Source organism: Aquimarina sp. I32.4, from assembly GCF_002924285.1.
GTDB lineage: Bacteria > Bacteroidota > Bacteroidia > Flavobacteriales > Flavobacteriaceae > Aquimarina.
On record NZ_PGUB01000031.1, the window covers coordinates 1 to 23,655 of the forward strand.

Here is a 23,655-nt window from a genome sequence, read left to right on the forward strand (position 1 = left end):
AGGGGTAAGTCAAGAGTTTACTCATGTTGCTACACCAGAGGAAAATGCACATGTAGAAGCTTATCATGGAATACTTAAAAAAGAAGTCTTTCAACGATTTGAGTATAGAACATTTGGAGAGATTCAACAAATACTAAAAAGATATGTGGTTTTCTATAACAACGTAAGGCATCATGGACTATTGGGAAGAATAACTCCTATGGAAAAATGGAACAAAGACAAACACTTAATTTTAATGAAAAATAGAGTAGCATAATTAATAATCCAAATTTAAAAGATTACTCTTGTTTTATAGGGGTCAAAACATATTTGACTCACAAGTAGATAAATGTGTATAAACTGTTTCTAATTGATCTTCTGAGCTTTGATTTAATTTCAAAAATTCTTTTTCCCCTAACTTGGTTATTTTTAAAGTAAAAACACGTTTATCAGTTAACGAAACTGTTTTTATAATTAATTTTTGGGATTCAAAACGTTTTAAAATTCGGCTTAGATATCCCTTATCTATATCCAAAAGTTGAATTATATCAGAGGCTGTAAATCCTGGATTATGATATATTTCAAACATAACTCTACCCTCTGGTAATGAGTATTTACTGTTCAAAATATGAGTATCTAGAAGACCTATTATTTTTGTATAGAATCTATTAAATTTCCTTATCTCATTGATATTTTTTTTGTTCATGATATAATACTATATATTAGTTGACGATATCAACTAATATATAGTATTAGTAGTTCCTTACAAAATGATTATGCTTTTTTTTAAATTATCATGGCAATATGAGGTATTCCATCTTCTAGATATTCTTTACCTATCATTTTAAACCCATGAGATTCATAAAATTTTTGTAGATATGTTTGCGCAGAGATTTTCACTTTTTGGTTTTCAAAATGAGTCTTTATAGCTATGATACTTTCTTTAATAAGATCATGGCCATATCCATATTTTCTTTCTTTCTTAGATACTAATACTCTACCAATGCTAGGAATATCAAAATAGTCACCTCCATCAAATATTCTTGTATAAGCAATAATATCATCATTTTTATGACCTATTACATGAAGAGCTTTTTGATCCTTATTATCAATATCTTGATATACACAGTCTTGTTCTACGACAAAAACTTCTGCGCGCAAGCGCAAAATTTTATACAATTCCTCTGTTGTAAGCTCTTGAAAACGTTTTACTCTAAACTTAATACTCATATTTACTAATCTTGTACTATAATATCCTTATTATCCTTGGTTCCATGCTCTGGTTGCAAGGTAATATGATTAATTTTAAATTCTTCTTTGAGTATATTCTCAATAATGTTAAGTGTTTCACCAAATTCTGAGATTAGAATATCATCATTAAAATCTACATGAGCTTCCAGATGTGTCTCTTCTTCATTAAGTTGCCAAATATGTATATGATGTATGCTTTTTATCTTTGGTAACTCATTTACTCTATTTACTATCTTTTCTAATTCTATGGTTTCTGGAGTATACAACATAAGTATCTTAAACGAACTCTTTAAAAGATCATAACCAACAATAATTAGATAAATGGCAATAGCAAAAGTCAAAACACTATCTACCCAAAACAACTGATAATATTTCATCAATATCCCTCCTATTAAAACAGTAATAGAAGCCATCATATCTGTAATAAGGTGTAAATATGCAGATCTCATATTCATATTTACCTTACTATCTCTTTTTAGGAGTAATACACTACATCCATTACCTAAAATTGCTATCGTAGAAAGTATGATAACAACACGTGCGCTTATTTCTTGTGGATCTTGTAATCTTTCTATAGCTTCAATAATAAGAATTACAGCAATTACCATCATAGAAGCAGCATTTACAAATGCTGCCATGATTTCTGCTCTTTTAAATCCAAATGTTCTCTTTATAGAAGCTTCTTTCTTGGCTAATCGATTTGCATAATAACTTACAATCAAGGATACTACATCACTAAAATTATGTAACGCATCTGATAATAATGATAAACTACCAGAGAGTAATCCGCCTATTACCTGAGCAATAGTAATTATAATGTTTAGTAAAATTGAAAATAATAAATTGCGCCCTGTAACTATGCCATGAGAGTGAGAGTGATTATGAGCGCAATGTTTTCCCATATATCAATTTATTAGATACACATAGATATTTTACTTACTCTATTTTGATGTCTACCTCCTTCAAATTCGGTATCCAAAAATATTTTTACCATTTCTATAGCTTGAGGTGATGAAGTAAATCTTGCAGGAATACATATAATATTTGCATTATTATGTTGTCTTGTTAATTCTGTAATTTCTTTAGTCCAACAAAGCCCTGCACGCACATTTTCATATTTATTAGCAGTCATAGCAACTCCATTTCCACTACCACAAATTAAAATTCCGAAATCAACTTTTTTAGAATCTACATCTTTTGCTACAGGGTGTACAAAATCAGGGTAATCTACACTACTGTTTTCATTAGTACCATAATTTACTACTTCAATTCCTTTGGATTCTAAATATGCAGTAACCTCAAACTTATACGATGTTCCTGCGTGATCATTTCCAATAGCTATTTTCATTATTTTTTGATTTCATTTAGTTCAACAAAGATAATTCAATCTAAAAAAAGTAAACTCCAAAACACCAATAATTTAACTAATATTACGGTAATGTTAATAACTCCTAGTCTTATGTTAACATCAGATGTGAATAAACAGTTCTTAAAATTCATAAAGTTTTTTTGGTGAATTGATTTATTATTTCAATACAATGGTAAGAAGCAATAATCAAAATTATAACTCCACTTTTTTTGGTTAAGTTTTCCAACATTAAATTTACGTTATGAACTATCATTTTATAGTAATAATATCAAAAATATAATGTGTTTATCACCTATTAACAATTGTTAATTAAATTTCATTTCATATAGATTATCAAGTAATTATATCATTAATATCTTGTTGATAGCTTTGTGAAAATTCAATCTAACTAAAAAAACAAATAAATTTCAAAAAAGTTATACCGTTATTCACACTACATAATAATCATTATTATTTATTTTAAATTTTAAAAAAAGAAAAAGATATATATTATAAGTGTTGAAAACTGTATGAAATGAGAAATGAATTGAAATAGAAAATTAGACAATTCTAAGGTGAGAATTGGTATCTAGATCATTTATTATTTCAAGTACTTTGTTTTTATCCTTTTGATGAACTTTTAGATTGATTCCTCCCAATGCGTTTGAGTAGAAGGGAAAAACACCTATCATGGTTTCGTTTTCAAAAAAATAGGAAATTCCTTCTTGATCAAGAAGAAGTTTTAGGATTGCATATTCAAAAGGGTATGTATATGTTGATATGGTAATAAAATTTTTCATTCTATATAAACTTACTTATTGTTGTCCTTCTACAAGATACAAAATAAGCCTAATATTAGGTTAGTTATGTGGCTCTTATTAAGCATTAAATGATTAATTAATTTGACTAGCCTCTCTATCAATTTTGGTAGAAGTATTTATTTCTGACTCTTCTAAAGATTCTTTTTTTTGATCTATTGTATTATTAATATACAATGTAAAAGAATAAATACCCAGTAGAAATATGAATACAAATAGTAGTATTATTTTATGTATTTTTTTGATTCTAGTCATAGATAAGTCATATGATCAAACGAATAAAAAGCAGTCATAGTGTACTAAAATTAAGTAAATTTTAAGAAAAAATAACATATAAACCAGTTTTTTTAAATATAAAATATTGATTAATAAGTATATAATTATTTTAACGTTATAACATGTATATCGTCTAATGCTTAATAAAAGTTTAAACTTAAAATTACTGATGTTAAAAGATAAACAGTACTTTTATCATAAATTATATAGAATAGATATTAATGAAAAGAAAGAGTAGAAGAAGAAAGAAGTCAACCAAAATAGAGAATATTACCCAGGAAATACTCAGAATACTCAAATCCGAATCTAGTAAAAGTTTTAATTATAAACAAATAGCTTCAAAACTAGGAGTGGATGATGCGAGTAGTAGAAATCAAGTGATAAAGAAATTATCACAACTAGCAGCAAAAAAACAAATCGAGGAGATAGAAAGAGGAAAGTTTAAAATTATACCTAATATTAATACATATACAGGAGTTATAGAAATTACATCAAAAGGAACTGGGTACGTTATTGTAGAAGATCTTGAAGATGATATTTTTATACCTAGTAACAACTTAAACAAGGCTTTACATGGTGATGAAGTAGAGGTATATATTTATAGAAGAAAGAGGAGAGGAAAAAGTGAAGGTGAGATTTCTAAGATAATTTCGCGTAAAAGAAATGAATTTGTTGGTGTTATAGATATTCAAAAGAAATATGGTTTTGTTACTGTACAAGACAACAAAATGTATACAGATATTTTTATCCCTAAAAATAAGATAGCTAATGCAGAAGATGGTGATAAAGTCTTAGTAGGACTTGAGGATTGGCCAGATAAAGCAGATTCACCTTTTGGAAAAGTTATTAAGGTTTTAGGTAAACCAGGAGAACATAATACAGAGATTCATTCTATTTTGGCTCAATATGGATTACCATATGAATTCCCAGAAGCAGTAGAAGAATATGCAAATAAATTAGATACATCAATTCAAGAATCTGAGATCAAGAATCGTAGAGATATGAGAAAGACTCTTACCTTTACAATTGATCCAAAAGATGCAAAGGATTTTGATGATGCATTGTCATTTCAGACCTTAGAAAATGGTAATTATGAAATAGGAATTCATATAGCAGATGTATCACATTATGTTACTCCAGGAACTATTCTTGATGATGAAGCATATGAAAGAGCTACCTCGGTATATCTTGTTGATAGAGTTGTACCTATGTTACCAGAAGTATTATCTAATAATGCTTGCTCTTTACGCCCGAATGAAGAAAAATATACATTTTCTGCTGTTTTTGAAATCAATGATAAAGCAGAAATAAAAAATCAATGGTTTGGTAGAACAGTAACTTATTCTGATGCACGATTTGCTTATGAAGAAGCTCAACATATTATAGAAACTAGAGAAAATAGTATTCCTGCAGAAATTTCTCTTACTGGAAAAGCATACAATGCAGATCAAAATATTGCAGATGCGGTACTTAAACTAGATGAGCTTGCAAAAATTATGCGAACCAAAAGAATGGGTGAGGGGGCAATCTCTTTTGATAAGGTAGAAGTAAAGTTTAATCTGAATCAAGAGAATGAACCCGTAGGAGTCTTTTTTAAGACTTCTAAGGACGCTAATAAGCTTATAGAAGAGTTTATGTTACTAGCAAATAAAAAGGTCGCAGAATTCATAGGAAAACAAAATCCTAAGAAAACATTTATATATAGGGTACATGATGAACCTAATGATGAAAAATTAGCAGCATTACAAAATATTATAGGACGATTTGGATATAAGTTAGATTTGAAAGATAAAAAAACAACTACCAAATCATTAAATGGATTATTAAAAGATGTTCAAGGTAAAAAAGAACAGAATCTTGTAGATACATTAGCAATACGTAGTATGAGTAAAGCTGAGTATACAACACATAATATTGGTCATTATGGCTTAGCATTTGATTATTATTCTCATTTTACATCTCCTATACGTAGATATCCTGATGTTATGGCACATCGTTTGCTACAACATTATCTGGATAAAGGAAAATCGGTTGCAGAAGATGAATATGAAGAAAGATGTAATCATAGTAGTAGTATGGAGAACCTTGCTGCTAGTGCAGAACGTGATTCTATAAAGTTTATGCAAATAAAATTTATGAAGGATCATGAAGATGAGCAATTTTTAGGAGTGATTTCTGGAGTTACAGAGTGGGGAATTTATGTAGAAATCATTGATAATAAGTGCGAAGGAATGATCAGACTCAAGGATATGAATGATGATCATTACATTTTTGATCAGGATGAATATGCAATTATTGGCGAGCGAACCAAAAAAGTATATCAATTAGGAGATCAGGTATATGTAAAGGTTAAAAATGCAGATCTCATAAAACGCCATCTCGATTTTACCTTATTAGATACTATAGAAGATATAGAATAGAAGAATAATTTTTATTCTATTTATATGATACATATCTCTTGTTAATTCTTAATTATAAAAGAATTAACAAGAGATTCTTGTAGATGTAAAACAAATTAAATCTTAAATGTAAGGCAATGAAAAAAATAACAGTTCTTTTAGCATTTTTATGTGCAATAACAATACAAGCACAAGATATAATTACAAAAAACATTAGTGATTTTAGCGAATTAAAAGTATTTGATAAAGTAGAAGTTTTATTAATCAAAAGTGATGATAATAAAGTTGTTGTTTCTGGTGTGAATCGCAAGGATATTGATATTGTTACCAAAAACGAAGTATTAAAAATAAAAATGTCTTTAAATAATCTTTGGGATAATGATAATACCAAAGTAGTTGTCTATTACACAGATATTTCAAAAATAGATGTTAATGAGGGCGCAAAAGTAAAATCTAAAGAGCGTATAGAATCAGATGACCTTGATTTGAGAGCACAAGAAGGAGCTAGTATAATTGCCACTATAAATGCAGATGAATTATATGTTAAAGCTGTAACTGGTGGAGAATTAATTTTAAAAGGTACCGTAAGAGAACAAGAGGTAATTGTAAAAGCAGGTGGGCAATTTATGGCCAAAGACTTAAAAACTGAAAATACGGTAGTAAGTATTAGTGCAGGAGGAAGAGCAAGTATTAATGCAAGTACCTATGTAAAAGCTAATACTGCAGCTGGTGGAACAGTGAGAATATATGGAAATCCAAAAGAAATGGATACACAAAAATTTTTAGGTGGAAAAATTATTGAAGTTAACTAGTTAGTTTTTTAACTTTGTAGCAAATACGCTTAGAGATTATGTTTCAGGATGCTCAGGCAGCTATACCATTGGGTTTTTTATTGGCTTTTTTAATAGGGCCTGTTTTTTTTGTACTTCTGGAAACAGCGGCGATCAAAGGATTTAGAGCCGCCTTGGCAGTAGACCTTGGTGTAATCTTTGCTGATATTGTATTTATACTTATCGCTTATTTCAGTACCAATCAAATTTTAGAGAAAATAAAAGATGATCCAGCATTATTCATTTTTGGTGGAGTTTTACTATCTACATATGGTATAATTTCTTTTATTCAGGAAAGAAAAAATTATAATAAAGTTAGAGATACCTCTGTAGAGATCATTAATAAACAGAATTATATAATGTTGTTTATAAAAGGATTTTTACTCAATTTTATAAATATTGGTGTTTTAGGTTTTTGGCTTAGTATTATAATAGTTATAGGACCACAATTGGATATGAATACCAATAGAATTATTTACTTTTTTATGATGGTTCTGGGTACATATCTTTTTATTGATCTCATTAAAATGCTATTAGCAAAGAGGCTAAAAAGAAAGCTAACCCCAAAAAGAACTTATGTAATCAAAAGAGTTATAAGTATTGTTATGATTGTATTTGGTATTTTTTTAATACTAAAAGGAGTCTTACCAGATACAATGGAAAAACGAATACAAGATGAGATTGAAAAAATAACTCCAGAATCTAGATTCAAATAAAAAAATCCTGTACAATTTATACAGGATTTTTTCTTGAGGTGTCGAGCGGATTCGAACCGCTGTAGATGGTGTTGCAGACCACTGCCTAGCCACTCGGCCACGACACCCAATTTCAATTGGAACGCAAATGTAAAAAAATTATAGTTACTTTTTTAATGATTTCACATTAAAATAAAAAACTTACAATTTTAATAGTAAAAAACTACCTCTTTTTACTCCTCGTGATAGTAACCATTTCTACATTTCCACCTATAGGGGGATTAATTTTAGAAACATTTACAACTGCTTTATCAACCAATAGTATTTCGTCTAATATTCTGACTAAAATTCGCTCTGCAGCATGTTCTAATAATTTAGAACGAATAGCCATTTCTTCTTTTACAATATGATTAAGATGAACGTAATCAACAGTTTCAGCCAATTTATCAGAAACTGCTGATTTTGATAAATCAGCTTTAATTTTGAGATCTACTCTATAATCAGATCCTATTTTTTTTTCCTCTACAAGGCATCCATGATATGCATAGACCTTGATATTTTTTAATTTTATGATTCCCACAATTTTTTTTACAAATGTAGAAATAATCTTTGTTAATAAAATCTGAAGAAACCCTATTTTATATAGTATTAGGTGATAAATAAAATTAAAGACTTTTATAAGATAGTTATGCACCATTAGAATTTGTAATTTTGTGTATTATTAGATTTTAAAATGTCAGAAGAAAAAAAACCGCTTAATTTTATAGAGCACATTATCGAGGAAGACCTGAAATCAGGTATGAATACAAAGAATTTACGTTTTCGTTTCCCACCAGAACCTAATGGATATTTACATATAGGACACACCAAGGCAATAGGTATAAGTTTTGGGCTTGGACTTAGATATAATGCACCAGTAAATCTGCGTTTTGATGATACAAACCCTGCCAAAGAAGAACAAGAATATGTAGATGCAATAAAAGAAGATATTGCTTGGTTGGGATATCAATGGGATAGAGAATGTTATTCTTCTGATTATTTTCAACAATTATATGATTGGACTGTTCAATTGATAAAAGAGGATAAAGCATATGTAGATTCACAATCTGCAGATACCATAGCTTTACAAAAAGGAACTACAATAGAGCCAGGAACAAATAGCCCATATAGAGATCGTTCTGTTGAAGAAAATTTAGATCTTTTTATGAGAATGAAAGATGGTGAGTTTAATGAAGGGGAGCATGTGGTGAGAGCCAAAATAGATATGGCAGATCCCAATATGTTGATGCGTGACCCACTTATGTATAGAATTCTTAAAAAAACACATCACAGAACAGGAAATGATTGGTGTATTTATCCAATGTATGATTGGACACATGGTGAGAGTGATTATATAGAAAATATCTCACATTCGCTCTGTTCTTTAGAATTTAAACCACACAGAAAACTATATGATTGGTTTTTGGATCAAATATATACTGATAGTATTAGACCAAAGCAAAGAGAATTTGCACGCCTTAATCTTAGTTATACCATCATGAGTAAACGCAAATTACTCAAATTGGTAGAAGAGGGTATCGTATCTGGGTGGAATGATCCTAGAATGCCTACCATTTCTGCTTTGAGAAGACGAGGGTATACACCTAGATCAATTCGTAAATTTGTTGAAACTGTAGGGGTAGCAAAACGAGAAAATGTTATTGATGTATCGTTACTAGAATTTTGTGTACGGGAAGATCTTAATAAAAAAGCATCTAGAGTAATGGCTGTTTTGGATCCTGTAAAATTAGTAATAACCAATTATCCTAAAGGAGAAGAGGAATGGCTAGAAGCAGAAAATAATCCTGAAGATCGGGATGCAGGTTCTAGAAAAGTACCCTTTTCTGGAGAATTATATATAGAAAGAGAAGATTTTAAAGAAGAAGCTGGTAAAAAATTCTTTAGATTGACTTTAGGTAAAGAAGTGCGTTTGAAAAATGCATATATCATCAAAGGTAAAAATGTAATAAAAGATACTGAAGGAAATATTACTGAAATTCATTGTACATATGATCCAAAAAGTAAATCGGGTAGTGGTACAGAAGAATCAAAACGTAATGTAAAAGGAACGTTACACTGGATTTCTGTTGAACATGCACTTTCTGCAGAAATTAGAATTTATGATCGATTGTTTATAGATAAAGCACCAGATGGTCATAAAGATAAAGATTTTATGCAGTTTATAAATCCTGATTCACTTAAGGTCATTACAGGATATGTAGAACCATGTCTTGTAGAAGCTAACCATTTAGACCAGTTTCAGTTTCAGAGATTAGGATATTTTAATGTGGATACAGATAGTACATCACAAGCATTAGTTTTTAATAAAACTGTTGGCTTGCGTGATACTTGGGCAAAAGTAAAACCTGAGAATACACAAAAACAAAACACACAGAAACAACCACAAAAAGAGCAAAATAAAGTACCTCCAATAGAAGAAATAAAAAAATATGGTAAGAAGTATACCAATTTACCTGATGCTAAAAGAGAAGCGCTTAAAAAGAGAATTCAAGAAGCTGCCTTATCGGTAGAAATTGATGAATTAATACCATTGTATAATACAGCCATTAAAAAAGTAGGGACTAGAATTGTTACTGTAATTGCTTTAGATATAATTCTTACTAACAAAGGGTTACAACCAGATGAATTAGCAATAGATTTTATTAACAAAGCAGTAGATGATAAAAACGAATTATTACAATTAGAAGCAAAGAAAATTGCCTCTAAGTATAGTATCTAATAAAAATAAAAAGGGAAGTTATCTTATCATAACTTCCCTTTTTTATCTATACTAATATAGCTTATTTAATTATCTGCAATATGCTCATCTTGGGGAATTTCTATATCTGTTTTAAAATTAGGAAAGAGCTCCTTTGTTTGAGGATCATCAATTAATTTATTTGATTCTACAAAATACCATTGAGATTTCTTTTTATTATAAAAGCCAAACAAAGAACTTTTAAGAGTTACGGATCTCCCGTTGAAATCCATTTTTACTGTATTCTTTACTAAGCAGCGATATTCTTTTTTTTCTTTTTTAATTTCTGTTATTTCATTAATCTCAGAACTGATGATTTTAATTTTTTGAGCATCCATTGTTCTGAAAATTTCATCCATTGTATCTTTTAATTGTTTTTCTCCATACGCTTTAGAAATTTCAGGATGAGTATATTTAAGTATAGTATTCAAATTTCTATTGATTGAAGCTTGAGAAGTTGCTTTTGCATCTCTTATTGCAAATTTTTTTAGAGTTTCTAGATTTTGACTAAAAATTGTCCCAGTGGTGAAGAGAAGAAAAAAAAGAAAATGTTTCATGATATTTTTTTATAAAGATAACCAATTTACAGAGTATAAGATTTATTTATTATTTATAAATTTTCATTGTTTTTAATTATTAAAAATAGATTCAGATAAAGAGATTTAAGAGCTTTTAAAAAAAGGAGAATATAATTATATGATATTTTTATAAAAGAGTTAGTATGGTATTTTATATTTAGTTTTTGTAAAAAAACGAATTTTACTTCTTCCAGTTTATGAAAATCATGTGGAACAAAAAATCCGACCAAAAAATTGATCGGATTTTTTTAATAAATCTATATCAATTAATCATTTTCAGATTTTTTTCCAATTCCCTTTTTTGCATTTTGCTTTTTCATTTCTTCACCGATTTGATTGGATGCTGTAAATGATGCAATCATATTATTTAGCATATCACTTCCTGCTTGTGGAGAGTTTGGAAGTAAAATAAGATTACTGTTTGTTTCTTCACCTATTGATTGTAAGGTATCATAATGTTGTGTCACAACAATTAGGGCAGAAGCTTCTTGAGAATTAATACCAACATTATTTAAAACATCTACACTTTCTTCTAGGCCTCTTGCAATTTCTCTACGTTGATCTGCAATACCTTGTCCTTGTAATCTTTTACTCTCAGCCTCAGCACGAGCTTTAGCTACGATTTTAATTCTTTCAGCTTCAGCTTCGTATTCTGCTGCTACTTTTTCTCTTTCAGCAGCGTTTATACGATTCATAGCTTCTTTTACTTGCATATCTGGATCAATATCTGTCACAAGTGTTTTAATGATATCATACCCATAATTTATCATAGCCTCATTAAGTTCTTGCTTTACTGCAATAGCAATATCATCTTTGCGCTCAAAAACATCATCTAATTTCATTTTTGGTACTTCTGCACGTACAACATCAAATACATAAGATGTAATTTGATCATGAGGATTTTCTAATTTGTAAAAAGCATCGTACACTTTTTCTTTGATAACCTGAAATTGTACTGATATTTTAAGACGAACAAATACATCATCTTTGGTTTTGGTTTCTACTAAAACATCAAGTTGTTGAATTTTTAGATTTATACGACCAGCAATACGATCAAATACTGGAATTTTAAAATGTAGACCTGAGTTTCTGATGCTTAAAAACTTACCAAAACGTTCTACTATGACAGAAGTTTGTTGTTTAACGGTGAATATACCTGAAAACAGAATGATAAACCCGAAAATTACTATTGGAATAATATATAGACTCATTGTTTTGTATTTAGAGTTATGAATGTACTAATAAATTATTAATGTATGTTGTGCTAGTATTGTTACCTAATTAGTATTGTTTTTAAGTAGTATGTTACAAAATTAAAAAAGCATCTTTGTTTATAATTGTGTAACAAAGATGCTTTAGCAATATAGAAATGAATTTTTTAATTAACATCTATTGCATTTTCTATTCTTTGTATAGTTTCTTTTTTACCAATCATAGATGCAATCTGAAATAAATCGGGACCTTGTAAGGAGCCAACTAGTGCAATGCGTAATGGCATCATTATTTTGCCAAAACCTATTTCTTTACCTTTTATCCAGCCTTTTACAATCGTTGAAACGTTGTTTTCAGAGAAATCATTGATATCATTTAATATCCTTGTTAGCTCATGCATCAATTCTGGTGTATCTTCCTTCCATGCTTTTTTTACTGATTTTTCATCATATTGAGTAGGAGAGACAAAATAAAAATGACTCAGATCCCAAAGATCATTGGTAAAAATTGCACGTTCTTTTACCGTATTTATAATAGTAGGTATGTCTAAGGATGTAGAAATACTTTTTTCTGATAGTATTTTTTTAAACTGTTCAGATAATATTTCAGTATTCAACCTTTGCAAATGTTGTTGTTGAAACCATTTTGTTTTTTCAGGATCAAATTTAGCTCCAGCTTTATTAACACGTTTTAGATCAAATTCTGCAATTAGTTCTTCAAGAGAAAATAATTCTTGTTCGGTTCCTGGATTCCAACCAAGAAAAGCTAACATGTTGATAACTGCCTCAGAAAGATATCCATCTTCTTTATAACCAGATGCAACTTCGTTTGTTTTAGGATCAGTCCATTGTAATGGGAACACAGGAAAACCTCCTTTGATACCATCTCTTTTACCTAATTTACCTTTACCAACAGGTTTTAGTATTAAAGGTAGGTGAGCAAAAGAAGGAGTTTCCCAATCAAAAGCTCGGTATAATAATACATGTAATGCCATAGATGGTAACCATTCTTCACCTCTGATCACATGAGTAATTTTCATTAAATGATCATCTACAATATTTGCTAGATGATAGGTAGGCATACCATCGCTTTTAAATAGGATTTTGTCATCTAGGGTATTAGTATCAATTCTTATATCACCTCGTATTTCATCATTTAAATGCAATGTTTCATCTTGAGGAGATTTAAAACGTATAACAAATGGTACTCCAGAATCTAGTCTTTTAGTAACTTCTTCTTTAGAAAGAGAAAGAGAATTGGTAAGTTTTTCTCTGTTGTGCCAATTATAAATAAAGGTTTTTCCATTGGCTTCATGATCTTTTCTATGGGTGTCTAAAGCTTCAGAAGTATCAAATGCATAATAAGCAAACCCATCTTTTATTAATTGATCAGCATATTGTTTATATAAATGCTTACGCTCACTTTGTCTATAAGGCCCAAATTTTTCATTTTTACCAGGTCCTTCGTCAAAGGGTATTGAACACCAATTTAGAGAATTTGTAACATATTCTTCTGCTCCAGGAACATACCTGTTTTGATCAGTATCTTCTATTCTTAATATAAAAGTTCCATTGTTTTTTTTTGCAAAAAGGTAATTAAACAATGCAGTTCTTACACCCCCTATATGTAAGGGTCCGGTTGGACTAGGAGCAAATCGTACCCTAATATCTTTCGCCATGATTATATTTTTTTAAACTTTTTTTGAGGTTTTGTCAATAAGTTACAAAGATACAATCTTAATAATGCTATTAAAATGAATTGCTATGATATACTAAGATTAGTTGATAGAATAAGACAAATTTTTTTCACGTGAAACATTGTTTATAGCATATAAAATAAGATTGTATAAATTTAATTAAGCTTAAGCAAAGTAAAAACGTGTAGGATAGAGGTTTGAATTATCATAAATATAACAATCCCATTGCAAATAAAATTGTAGATTTAGAGGTTAATGAAAAAGGAAGACTTGATATATGGAAAATTTTGAGTTCATAAAAAACAAGCTAGAACAGTTTATTAGAAAATATTATATAAACGAATTAATAAAAGGAGTTATACTATTCTTTGCGATAGGAGTACTTTATTTTTTAGCAACTTTATTGATAGAGAATTTCTTGTGGCTGGGCAGAATTGGAAGAACAATTTTATTCTGGTTGTTTATAGTAGTGGAGTTAGGCTTGTTTATTAAGTTTATAATTATACCTATTGCAAAGCTATTTAAACTAGCCAAAGGAATAAATTATGAAAAAGCTTCTGATATTATTGGTAGTCATTTTCAAGAAGTAAATGATAAATTATTAAACCTTTTACAATTAAGTAATGATACTTCATCATCTGATTTATTATTGGCAAGTATAGAACAGAAATCAAGTGAGCTCAAACCAATTCCTTTCAAATTAGCCATTAATTTCAATAAAAACAGTACATATTTGAAATATGCAGCGATTCCGGTTATAATTTTAATGTTATTAACTGTTTTTAATAAAACTAGTTGGATTTCAGATAGTTATAAAAGAGTAGTAAACTATGAGGTCGCTTATGAGCCACCAGCACCTTTTCAGTTTTATATTGTTAATAAAGACCTTAATGCAATAGAAAATAAAGATTTTGTACTCAAAGTAAAATTGGCTGGAGATATAATTCCTGATAATGCAACAATCAAATATAATGAAGAAGTGTATTTTTTACAAAATGTAGGAGTTGGTGAATTTGAATACACTTTTGTTCAACCTAAGCAATCTGTAGAATTTGTTTTGAATGCCAATGGAATTAATTCTGTTCCACGAATGTTATCTATAGTTTCTGTTCCTGCTTTATTAAATTTTGAAATGAAACTTGATTACCCTTCCTATACTAAAAAGAAAGATATCGTAATTAAAAGTTCAGGAAATGCTACCGTACCCGAGGGTACAAAAATTGATTGGATTGTATATACAAGAAACACAAATAAGGTTGAATTAAAAACTAACGATTCAATTATTTCTTTATACAATAATGGCGATAATTTTTCATACAATAAAAGAGTCTTTTCAGATTTAGATTATGAGATAACTACATCCAATCAAAGTGTGAAAAATTACGACAACCTATCTTTTAATCTAAATGTGATAAAGGATCAATATCCTGAATTAAATTTAAAATCAAAGATTGACTCTATAGACAATCAAACCATATATTTTTTTGGAAGAGTTAGTGATGATTATGGGTTAAGTAAATTAAGACTTGCTTATTATGATACTGATAATTCATCAGAAGTAAAATTTAGAAATATAGACATAAAAACATCAGAATTTGATGAATTTATTTATTCATTTCCAGGAGATTTAGATTTAAAAGAAGGAGGTAATTATGAATTTTATTTTGAGGTTTTTGATAATGATGTGTTGCATAATTATAAGAAAACAAAAAGTCAAATTTTTAATTTTAGACAATTAACCAAAGAAGAAAAGGAGAATAAGTTACTAGAAAAACAAAGCGAAACAATATCCGGTTTAAATAAGTCAATACGTAAATTTAAGAAGCAGGAAGCAGAATTGAAAAATTTAAGTAAACTACAAAAAGAAAAGAAAAACTTGGACTATAATGATAAAAAGAAACTTCAGGATTTTTTAAATAGACAGAAGAAACAGGAAAAAATGATGCAGAATTTTTCTAAACAATTAAAGGAAAATTTAGATCAATTTGATAAAAAAAATGAAGAACCTTTTAAGGATGCATTAAAAGAAAGATTAGAAAGAAACGAGAATGAGCTAAAAAAGAATGAAGAGCTTTTGAAAGAAATTGAGCGTTTGGCAGAGAAGATTGATAAGGAGAAATTGACAAAGAAACTTGAAGAATTAGGAAAGGAAAATAAAAATTTAAAGAAGAATCTGGAACAATTACTAGAACTCACCAAAAGGTATTATGTAATAGAGAAACACGAAAAATTATCAAATGAATTAGAAGAATTATCCAAGAAGCAAGAAGAATTATCTAATAAAAGTGATGAAGAAAACACAAAAGAAGAACAGGATAAATTAAACAAAGAGTTTGAAAATTTTCAAAAGGAAATGGAGGATCTTAAAAAAGATAATAAGGAGTTGAAGAAGCCTATGTCTATGGATCAAAAGAAGGAGGATGAAAATGCTATAAAGGAAGAACAAGAAAATGCAAGTGATAATTTAGATAAGAAAAAGAATTCAGAAGCAAAGAAAAATCAAAAAAGTGCCGCTCAGAAAATGAAACAAATGAGCAAAGGAATGAATATGCAAATGAATATGTCTGGTGAAGAACAACAGCAAGAGGACATGCAAATGCTAAGACAAATTCTGGATAACCTTGTTGATTTCTCTATAGAACAAGAAGGGCTGATGAAGAAATTCAAAAAGATTGACATGAATAGTCCAGCATATTCTACAAGACTTAAAAAGCAAAGTATACTTAGAGAAAACTTTATACATATCGATGATAGTTTATATGCATTAGCATTAAGAACACCACAGATTACTGAGATAGTAACAAAGAAATTAACCGATATTGAATTTAATATCGACAAATCTTTGGAGTCATTTGCAGAGAATCAAATTATACATGGTACCGCCAATCAGCAATATACAATTACTGGATCAAATGATCTTGCTTATTTATTAAGTAGAACATTGGATCAAATGCAAAACAGTATGTCTGCTTCAGGAAGTAAAGGTAAAAGTGGGGGTAAGGATTTTCAGTTACCAGATATTATCAAGAAGCAGGAAGAGCTTAATAAAAAGATGGGAGAAGGAACAGAAAAAGGAAAGAAAGATGGTGAAAAAGATGGTGAAAAAGAAGGTAAGAAAAGTGGTGATAAAGGTAAAGAAGGAGAAGGGAAGAATGGAAATAAGAAAGGTGATAAAAAAGGAAAAGGAAAGGATGGTAAAGAAGGAGGAGAAGATCAAAATGGGGAGGGTGAATCTCAAATGCAAAAAGAAGAAATGAATGGTGAACTGTATGAAATATATAAGCAACAGCAACAATTAAGAAATGCTCTGGAAGACAAAATTAAAAAAGAAGGAATAGGAAATAAACAAGGAGGAAACCTATTAAAAAAGATGAAGGAGGTAGAAGAAGAACTACTAAACAAAGGTTTTGATAATAACACTTTAAGTAAAATGTTGGATTTAAAACATGAATTACTTAAAATGGAAGACGCTACTTTTGAACAAGGAGAAGATGAAAAAAGAGAAAGTAAAACAAATCAATTTCAATTTAATAATAATGGCGTACTTCAACTTAATAAGGCTAAACAATATTTTAATACTACAGAAATATTAAACAGACAAACACTACCTTTGCGGCAAAATTATAAACAGAAAGTACAAGAGTATTTTAATAAAGATAATGATTAATTTTTTTTACGAAACAAATTTTAAATTAAGTAACAGTGATGTAGTATCTTCTTGGATAAGCAGAGTTATTTTATCTGAAAATAAATCAGAAGGAGAGATCAATTTTATCCTTTGTAATGATGAATATTTACTTAAGATAAATCAAGAATTCTTACAACATGACACCTATACAGATATCATTAGTTTTGATAATAAAGTAGGTAATCAGCTTAATGGAGATATTTTTATTTCTGTAGAAAGAGTAGAGGATAATGCAAAGAAGTTTAATGTATCTATGCAGGATGAAATGAAGCGTGTTTTGATTCATGGGGTGTTACATTTTTGTGGATACAAGGATAAGACAGAAGATGAACAAGATATAATGACAGCAAAGGAAGATGAAAAATTACTATTGTTCCACGTGGAACAATAGTAATTTTATATTAATATTATTACAATGTTTCACGTGGGACATTGTAATAATATTAAAAAAAATAGATTTTAAAAAAAAATCATGTTCCACGTGGAACAATAGTAGTAAAATTATGTTTGGAATAGAATACGATGTTATAGTAGTAGGAGGAGGTCATGCAGGAAGTGAAGCGGCAGCCGCAGCAGCTAATTTAGGATGTAGCACGTTGTTGATTACAATGAATCTACAAAACATAGCTCAGATGAGTTGTAATCCAGCTATGGGGGGAATAGCAAAAGGACAAATAGTAAGAGAGATTGATGCATTAGGAGGGTATAGTGGTATTATAAGTGATAAGACCGCAATACAATTTAAAATGTTGAATAAATCAAAAGGACCTGCAATGTGGAGTCCAAGAGTGCAAAGTGATCGAATGCGATTTGCAGAAGAATGGAGGTTGATGTTAGAGCAAACTCCAAATCTTGATTTTTATCAAGAAATGGTAAGCGGACTTATTATAGAAAATGGAGAAATCAAAGGAGTGCGAACTTCTCTAGGAATTGAAATAAAAGGAAAGTCTGTTGTGTTGACAAATGGTACTTTTTTAAATGGATTAATTCATATTGGAGAGAAACAATTTGGTGGAGGTAGAGCAGGAGAAAAATCTGCTACTGGAATAACAGAACAGTTAATTGATTTGGGTTTTGAGGCTGGTAGAATGAAAACGGGAACACCCCCAAGGGTAGATGGTAGATCTTTGGATTATTCTAAAATGATTGAACAACCAGGAGATGAGAATCCAGAAAAATTTAGTTATTCTGATATAACAAAACCTTTGATAGAACAGAGATCTTGTTATATGACATATACTTCTACACAAGTACATGATTTGTTGAGAGAAGGTTTTGATAGATCACCAATGTTTAATGGTAGAATAAAAAGTATAGGGCCAAGATATTGTCCGTCTATAGAAGATAAAATAAATAGATTCGCTGATAAGGATAGGCATCAACTTTTTGTAGAACCAGAAGGATGGAATACAGTAGAAGTATATGTAAATGGATTTTCTACATCTTTACCAGAGGATGTTCAATTCAAAGCGTTAAGATCTGTAGCAGGTTTTGAAAAGGTTAAATTTTTTAGACCTGGATATGCAATAGAGTATGACTATTTTCCTCCAACACAATTAACACATACGTTAGAAACAAAATTAATATCTGGATTATATTTTGCTGGACAAATTAATGGAACTACTGGATATGAAGAAGCAGCTTCGCAAGGACTAATGGCAGGTATTAATGCAGCCTTAAAAGTAAAAGAAAAAGAGTCCTTTATTTTGAAAAGGAGTGAAGCTTATGTAGGAGTGTTAATTGATGATTTGATAACCAAAGGTACAGAAGAACCATATCGAATGTTTACTTCTAGAGCAGAGTATAGAACGTTACTTAGACAGGATAATGCAGATTTTAGGTTAACACCTAAATCGCATGTTATAGGTTTAGCGTCTGATGAGAGAATGAGAAGGATGCAGGAAAAAGAAAAAAAGGCATCTGCCTTTGTTCAGTTTTTTAAAGACACGAGTATTACACCTCAAGAAATAAATCCTGTTTTAGAAAAAAACAACTCTTCACCAATTAATCAAAGTGGAAAATTGTTTAAGATATTTTCACGACCTCAAATTACTTTAGATGATATTAAAGATTTTGAGAAAGTTTCAAAATATATAAAAGATCATGATTTAGATAAAGAGGTTTTAGAACAAACAGAGATACAAGTTAAATATTCAGGGTATATAGAAAAAGAAAAAAATAATGCTGATAAATTAAATAGATTAGAAGATTTGAAAATCCCTAAAGATTTTGATTATTCAAAATTAAAATCCTTGTCTTTTGAAGCAAAAGAGAAAATGGAAAAAATAAGACCAGCAACTATTTCTCAAGCATCTAGAATTAGTGGAGTTTCTCCTAGTGATATTTCTGTACTTTTAGTTTATATGGGTAGGTGATGGAATATGTGGTTATAGATAATTCTAAAGCTATTTATACAGAATTAAATTGGAGTATACTAATAGTTGCTGCGATTGGTCTTTTTGTTTATATGATTGGCTCGTTTTTGATTGGAGCTATTTATATACTTTGTGTTGTAATAGTATTAAGAGGATATTCTCAAGTCTATAAAATCACAAAGGATTTTGATAATAAAATTCAGACATATCTTTTTGGTAAGTTAATTTGGGAATCTAAGTTAGAAGTGTCATTTCCTGATTATATCTCAATATTTCATGCTTCGTTTTTGAGTATAGATCGTGAATCAGGAACTCATAGTAGGCATAAAAGATGGGTTGTCCGTTTTTTTGTTGGTAATAAATATGATACAGTAGGTATCAATAATGATTATAACTACATTTCAGAAAAAGCAATTGAATTAGGAAAACTTTTAGAAGTTGAAGTATTTGATAGATCAAAAGAATAAGTTCCACGTGGAACATTTTTTTTGTTAATGTTTTTTAGTAGTTCTAATTCGAGTTTATAAAGTGATTTAAACTTTTTTTGATTCTGGCGAAAAATAGTTATTTTTTGATCAATTGAAAAAGTTTAAATCACTTCTATATAAAAAAACAAGTAAAAAGTATAAGTGTAATAATAGCAATGTATATTTTTTTATAAATGTGTTTTCTTGTATAAGAAAAAATTAAAATAGTGTTTGTTAAGTGTATAATACGATCTGTTTTATGTTTTGAAACAATATTATAAAAAAGTATCAGTTTGAAGAGAAACTCTGTATCAAGAATAGTTTTTTGATCCTAAAACTATTTCTGATACATTTCTTATTAAAATTGAAACTATTGAATTGATGAATATGGAATTCTAAAATATCAAAATGTATGACAGGTTAATGTAATATTAATATGTGATTTGATTAAACAGAATAGGATGATAGTTGTTTTCTAAGAATTTAAATATTCTATTGTAAATAATAGATAAATATCATAAAATAGAAATATGATAAATAAAATTAGCGTCTTGTTAATATTATTCTATCTGTTTTCATGTGTTCCTGTTCATAGAGTTAAACAAGTTGATAATTTTAGAATAGAATTAGAAGATGAGTTTAATGATGAGCAATTTTTATTTAAACCACCGTTTTCTTATGGTGATGTGAAACGATCGTTACGAAAACAGTTTAAATTAAAAAATAGTCAGAAATTAGAAAATTTTGAAAACAAAACTATTTGATGAATTCGAAATGGATTTTAATGTTATAATAAGTTTTGAAGGAGATAGATCTGTTACTTCAAATTATTTACCATTTGTTATTTATGGTGATGAACCAGAAGAAATGGTAAATAATTTGAAGTTTTTGTGAAAATTAAAATATTTGATAGTAACGGTGGTAATTGTTTATCTACTCATTCTTTATTTTATGACAAAACACGATCCTTTTTGATTCATCTTAAAAACAATATAAAAAAAGAACCTTTATTTTAAATCAACAGTATTTACTATATGAACAAGCAGAAGACGTTGGATCTTTTTATAGAATGTAAAGATCATACAGTTTCAGGAGAAAAATTTCAATTACTTTATGACAAAGAGTATGATATGTTGATTACTTCTCCAAAACCTAATAATAATGAATTGAGTAAATATTATGAAAGCGAAGATTATATTTCTCATACAGATTCCAAACGATCTTTTTTCGAAAAACTTTACCATACAGTAAAGACATATTCTTTAAACAAAAAAGTTAAACTTATCTATAAGCTAAACAATCACCCAGGTAAACTTCTAGATATAGGAGCAGGAACAGGTGATTTTTTGAATGTAGCAAAACAAAAAGGTTGGCAAGTAGAAGGGGTAGAACCAAATGATCAAGCAAAAAAAATAGCAAAGCAAAAAGGAGTCACATTACAGGCTGATATGCTAAGCTTAGAATCTCATCATTTTGATGTTATTACAATGTGGCACGTTTTAGAACATGTTCCTGATTTGAAAGATCAAATCAAAAAAATTAAAAAAGCTATAAAGCCAGGTGGATTTGTTGTTATTGCCGTTCCTAATTTTAAATCTTTTGATGCAAATTACTATAAGTCGTTTTGGGCAGCATATGATGTACCGAGACATTTATGGCATTTCTCTAAAACATCAATTCAAAAATTTTTTAAAGAAGAAGGTTTAGACCTAGTAGAAATACAACCTATGAAGTTTGATTCATTTTATGTCTCTCTTTTATCAGAGAAATATAAGCGAGGTAAAATGAATTTTATAAGAGCATTTTGGCTAGGAATACGTTCAAATTATTTAGCTAAACGATCGGGTGAATATTCTTCACATATTTATATACTTAAAAACAACTAAAACTCTTTTTAGAAGGTTTTTTTATTGTTTTAACCATATAAGGTGTAATTAGATATCTTTTTATTTTAAAGTGCTTAAAGCGCTTTATTTTGACTTATTTATAATAGTTTTTATATATTATAAAAACAATATTAATTGTTTTTTCTTATACATGTTTTTTTGACTAGATATATTGGATAACATCAATCTAACTTTGATATTTTTGCTTTGAATTAAATTTTTGAAAAATGAAAAAAATAGTATGGCTTGCAAGTGCGCTATTAATTTTAACTTCTTGTAATCAACAAACAGAAAAAACAGGTTATGTAAATAATACCAAAGTTGTTTCTGATTTTAAAGAAATGAAAGTTGCACAAGAAAAGTGGACAAAGCGTAATAATGAAGTGCGAGCAGAACTTGAAGAAAAAGCAAAGCAATTTCAAATAGAGGTACAAGGTTACCAGAATATTATGAAATCTATGTCTGCATCTAATAGACAGAAGAAGGAGCAAGAATTAATGGCAAAGCAACAGGAGTTACAAAGAGAGCAACAAGCCAGAATGCAAGAAATTCAGCAAGGAAGCCAGGTAGAAATAGATTCTATTATAGGTAAAGTAAAGACTTTTATAGAAGGGTATGGTAAGAAGAATGGATACACCTATATCTATGGTGATACAGAAACCAGTAATATACTCTATGGTAAAAAAGAATTAAACCTTACAGATGCAATTCTTAAAGAGTTGAATGGTGGTGAAACTGTAGAAAAAACAGAAGATAAGAAAGAAGAGTAATCTTCATTTTATAACAATTTATTAAGCCCCATAGATATTCTTTTCTAATGGGGCTTATTTGTAAGTATAATAGGATACTTAAAAGTATCTTTGAATATTTGATTACTGGGTAATACTATGTGTACATAGTATATTTTTGTAGAAGGTAGAAAAGAAACATTATGTATTGATTTGTAATGATATAATAGTTATACTTATGAAGTAGAGCTTTATCTAATTTCAACACTATTTTTTACACTTAATCGAAGAAAAAATGAATACTAAATAATTGGTAGTTACAGGAAAAGCATAAAAAAAGTATACTTTTTTACTTTTTTACTTGACAATACTCTTGTTTTTTTAACAATAAGAGGAGTATATTTGCAACTTTTATTTAGCTATAAAATAATTTTTTACGTGTACTCAAAGGTTTGATTAACAAAAAATTATGTATATTGATAGCTTTTTAGGAGTGTAATATGTTTGATTGAATTCAAAAAGTTAATAAAAAGTGAGAAAAATATTACAAAAAAAACTTAAATTTTAGTTTGTTATAAATATTTAATTTATAATTTTATGACTTGGTAAAAAAATATTAACAATATTATTAA

General features: G+C 28.8%; 21 protein-coding genes and 1 tRNA gene. 12 read left to right on the top strand and 10 right to left on the bottom strand.

The window, feature by feature from the left end:
* The coding region (locus CVD18_RS08920; RefSeq protein ID WP_146052742.1) for an integrase core domain-containing protein at window positions 1-256 on the top strand (256 nt) is incomplete at its 5' end.
* Between the two features lie 42 nt (window positions 257-298).
* Here CVD18_RS08920 and CVD18_RS08925 read toward each other — a convergent pair.
* The 5 genes from CVD18_RS08925 to CVD18_RS08945 all read right to left on the bottom strand — a co-directional run bounded on the left by CVD18_RS08925 (window position 299) and on the right by CVD18_RS08945 (window position 3,378).
* Window positions 299-685 carry a MarR family winged helix-turn-helix transcriptional regulator gene (locus CVD18_RS08925; RefSeq protein ID WP_103865097.1) on the bottom strand — a complete coding sequence of 129 codons (387 nt, stop codon included), beginning with the start codon at window positions 683-685 and terminating at the stop codon, window positions 299-301.
* 80 nt (window positions 686-765) lie between these two features.
* Window positions 766-1,209: a GNAT family N-acetyltransferase gene (locus CVD18_RS08930; protein ID WP_199185061.1), complete on the bottom strand. Its 444-nt coding sequence runs from the start codon at window positions 1,207-1,209 to the stop codon at window positions 766-768.
* A 5-nt stretch (window positions 1,210-1,214) separates the two neighbouring features.
* Window positions 1,215-2,132, bottom strand: a complete 918-nt coding sequence (locus CVD18_RS08935) for a cation diffusion facilitator family transporter (RefSeq protein WP_103865098.1) — start codon at window positions 2,130-2,132, stop codon at window positions 1,215-1,217.
* A gap of 11 nt (window positions 2,133-2,143) precedes the next feature.
* Window positions 2,144-2,578, bottom strand: coding sequence for a ribose 5-phosphate isomerase B (gene rpiB / locus CVD18_RS08940; protein WP_103865099.1), 435 nt, complete (start codon window positions 2,576-2,578; stop codon window positions 2,144-2,146).
* Between the two features lie 560 nt (window positions 2,579-3,138).
* Window positions 3,139-3,378 carry a hypothetical protein gene (locus CVD18_RS08945; RefSeq protein WP_103865100.1) on the bottom strand — a complete coding sequence of 80 codons (240 nt, stop codon included), beginning with the start codon at window positions 3,376-3,378 and terminating at the stop codon, window positions 3,139-3,141.
* A 515-nt stretch (window positions 3,379-3,893) separates the two neighbouring features.
* Between CVD18_RS08945 and rnr the strand changes: the two genes are divergently transcribed.
* The 3 genes from rnr to CVD18_RS08965 all read left to right on the top strand — a co-directional run bounded on the left by rnr (window position 3,894) and on the right by CVD18_RS08965 (window position 7,617).
* Complete coding sequence (gene rnr, locus CVD18_RS08955; RefSeq protein ID WP_103865102.1) at window positions 3,894-6,092, top strand: ribonuclease R; 2,199 nt, start codon at window positions 3,894-3,896, stop codon at window positions 6,090-6,092.
* Between the two features lie 116 nt (window positions 6,093-6,208).
* Entirely contained in the window at window positions 6,209-6,883 is a 675-nt protein-coding gene (locus CVD18_RS08960; RefSeq protein ID WP_103865103.1) for a head GIN domain-containing protein, read from the top strand.
* A 38-nt stretch (window positions 6,884-6,921) separates the two neighbouring features.
* Complete coding sequence (locus CVD18_RS08965) at window positions 6,922-7,617, top strand: LysE family translocator (protein ID WP_103865104.1); 696 nt, start codon at window positions 6,922-6,924, stop codon at window positions 7,615-7,617.
* Between the two features lie 36 nt (window positions 7,618-7,653).
* Here CVD18_RS08965 and CVD18_RS08970 read toward each other — a convergent pair.
* Both CVD18_RS08970 and folB read right to left on the bottom strand, forming a co-directional pair.
* A tRNA-Cys gene (locus tag CVD18_RS08970) sits at window positions 7,654-7,724 on the bottom strand.
* A 95-nt stretch (window positions 7,725-7,819) separates the two neighbouring features.
* Window positions 7,820-8,176, bottom strand: coding sequence for a dihydroneopterin aldolase (folB, locus tag CVD18_RS08975; RefSeq protein WP_103865125.1), 357 nt, complete (start codon window positions 8,174-8,176; stop codon window positions 7,820-7,822).
* Between the two features lie 153 nt (window positions 8,177-8,329).
* On the opposite strand from folB, the gene CVD18_RS08980 reads away from it, so the two are divergent.
* Window positions 8,330-10,375, top strand: a complete 2,046-nt coding sequence (locus tag CVD18_RS08980; protein WP_103865105.1) for a glutamine--tRNA ligase/YqeY domain fusion protein — start codon at window positions 8,330-8,332, stop codon at window positions 10,373-10,375.
* A 65-nt stretch (window positions 10,376-10,440) separates the two neighbouring features.
* Here CVD18_RS08980 and CVD18_RS08985 read toward each other — a convergent pair whose 3' ends face one another.
* From CVD18_RS08985 to gltX, 3 genes are all read right to left on the bottom strand, one after another.
* A complete protein-coding gene (locus CVD18_RS08985; protein WP_103865106.1) occupies window positions 10,441-10,950 on the bottom strand; it encodes a hypothetical protein in 510 nt (169 codons plus the stop codon).
* Window positions 10,951-11,237: 287 nt separating this feature from the next.
* On the bottom strand, window positions 11,238-12,182 hold the full coding sequence (locus CVD18_RS08990) for an SPFH domain-containing protein (protein ID WP_103865107.1): 945 nt from the start codon (window positions 12,180-12,182) through the stop codon (window positions 11,238-11,240).
* A gap of 167 nt (window positions 12,183-12,349) precedes the next feature.
* A complete protein-coding gene (gene gltX / locus CVD18_RS08995) occupies window positions 12,350-13,861 on the bottom strand; it encodes a glutamate--tRNA ligase (protein ID WP_103865108.1) in 1,512 nt (503 codons plus the stop codon).
* 295 nt (window positions 13,862-14,156) lie between these two features.
* On the opposite strand from gltX, the gene CVD18_RS22535 reads away from it, so the two are divergent.
* The 7 genes from CVD18_RS22535 to CVD18_RS09030 all read left to right on the top strand — a co-directional run bounded on the left by CVD18_RS22535 (window position 14,157) and on the right by CVD18_RS09030 (window position 23,065).
* Window positions 14,157-17,546 carry a DUF4175 family protein gene (locus CVD18_RS22535; protein WP_103865109.1) on the top strand — a complete coding sequence of 1,130 codons (3,390 nt, stop codon included), beginning with the start codon at window positions 14,157-14,159 and terminating at the stop codon, window positions 17,544-17,546.
* Window positions 17,539-17,958, top strand: a complete 420-nt coding sequence (ybeY, locus tag CVD18_RS09005; protein WP_103865110.1) for an rRNA maturation RNase YbeY — start codon at window positions 17,539-17,541, stop codon at window positions 17,956-17,958. The genes CVD18_RS22535 and ybeY overlap by 8 nt, the downstream gene beginning before the upstream one ends.
* 112 nt (window positions 17,959-18,070) lie before the next feature.
* Window positions 18,071-19,942 (top strand): tRNA uridine-5-carboxymethylaminomethyl(34) synthesis enzyme MnmG, encoded by a 1,872-nt coding sequence (gene mnmG, locus CVD18_RS09010; RefSeq protein ID WP_103865111.1) that lies wholly within the window; start codon window positions 18,071-18,073, stop codon window positions 19,940-19,942.
* Window positions 19,942-20,409 carry a hypothetical protein gene (locus CVD18_RS09015; RefSeq protein WP_103865112.1) on the top strand — a complete coding sequence of 156 codons (468 nt, stop codon included), beginning with the start codon at window positions 19,942-19,944 and terminating at the stop codon, window positions 20,407-20,409. The genes mnmG and CVD18_RS09015 overlap by 1 nt, the downstream gene beginning before the upstream one ends.
* 744 nt (window positions 20,410-21,153) lie before the next feature.
* On the top strand, window positions 21,154-21,303 hold the full coding sequence (locus CVD18_RS22540; RefSeq protein WP_158250416.1) for a hypothetical protein: 150 nt from the start codon (window positions 21,154-21,156) through the stop codon (window positions 21,301-21,303).
* A gap of 140 nt (window positions 21,304-21,443) precedes the next feature.
* Window positions 21,444-22,295: a class I SAM-dependent methyltransferase gene (locus CVD18_RS09025; protein ID WP_103865114.1), complete on the top strand. Its 852-nt coding sequence runs from the start codon at window positions 21,444-21,446 to the stop codon at window positions 22,293-22,295.
* Between the two features lie 227 nt (window positions 22,296-22,522).
* The gene (locus CVD18_RS09030) at window positions 22,523-23,065 is read left to right on the top strand and encodes an OmpH family outer membrane protein (protein WP_103865115.1); all 543 of its coding nucleotides are present in this window, start codon (window positions 22,523-22,525) and stop codon (window positions 23,063-23,065) included.
* Window positions 23,066-23,655 lie beyond the last annotated feature (590 nt).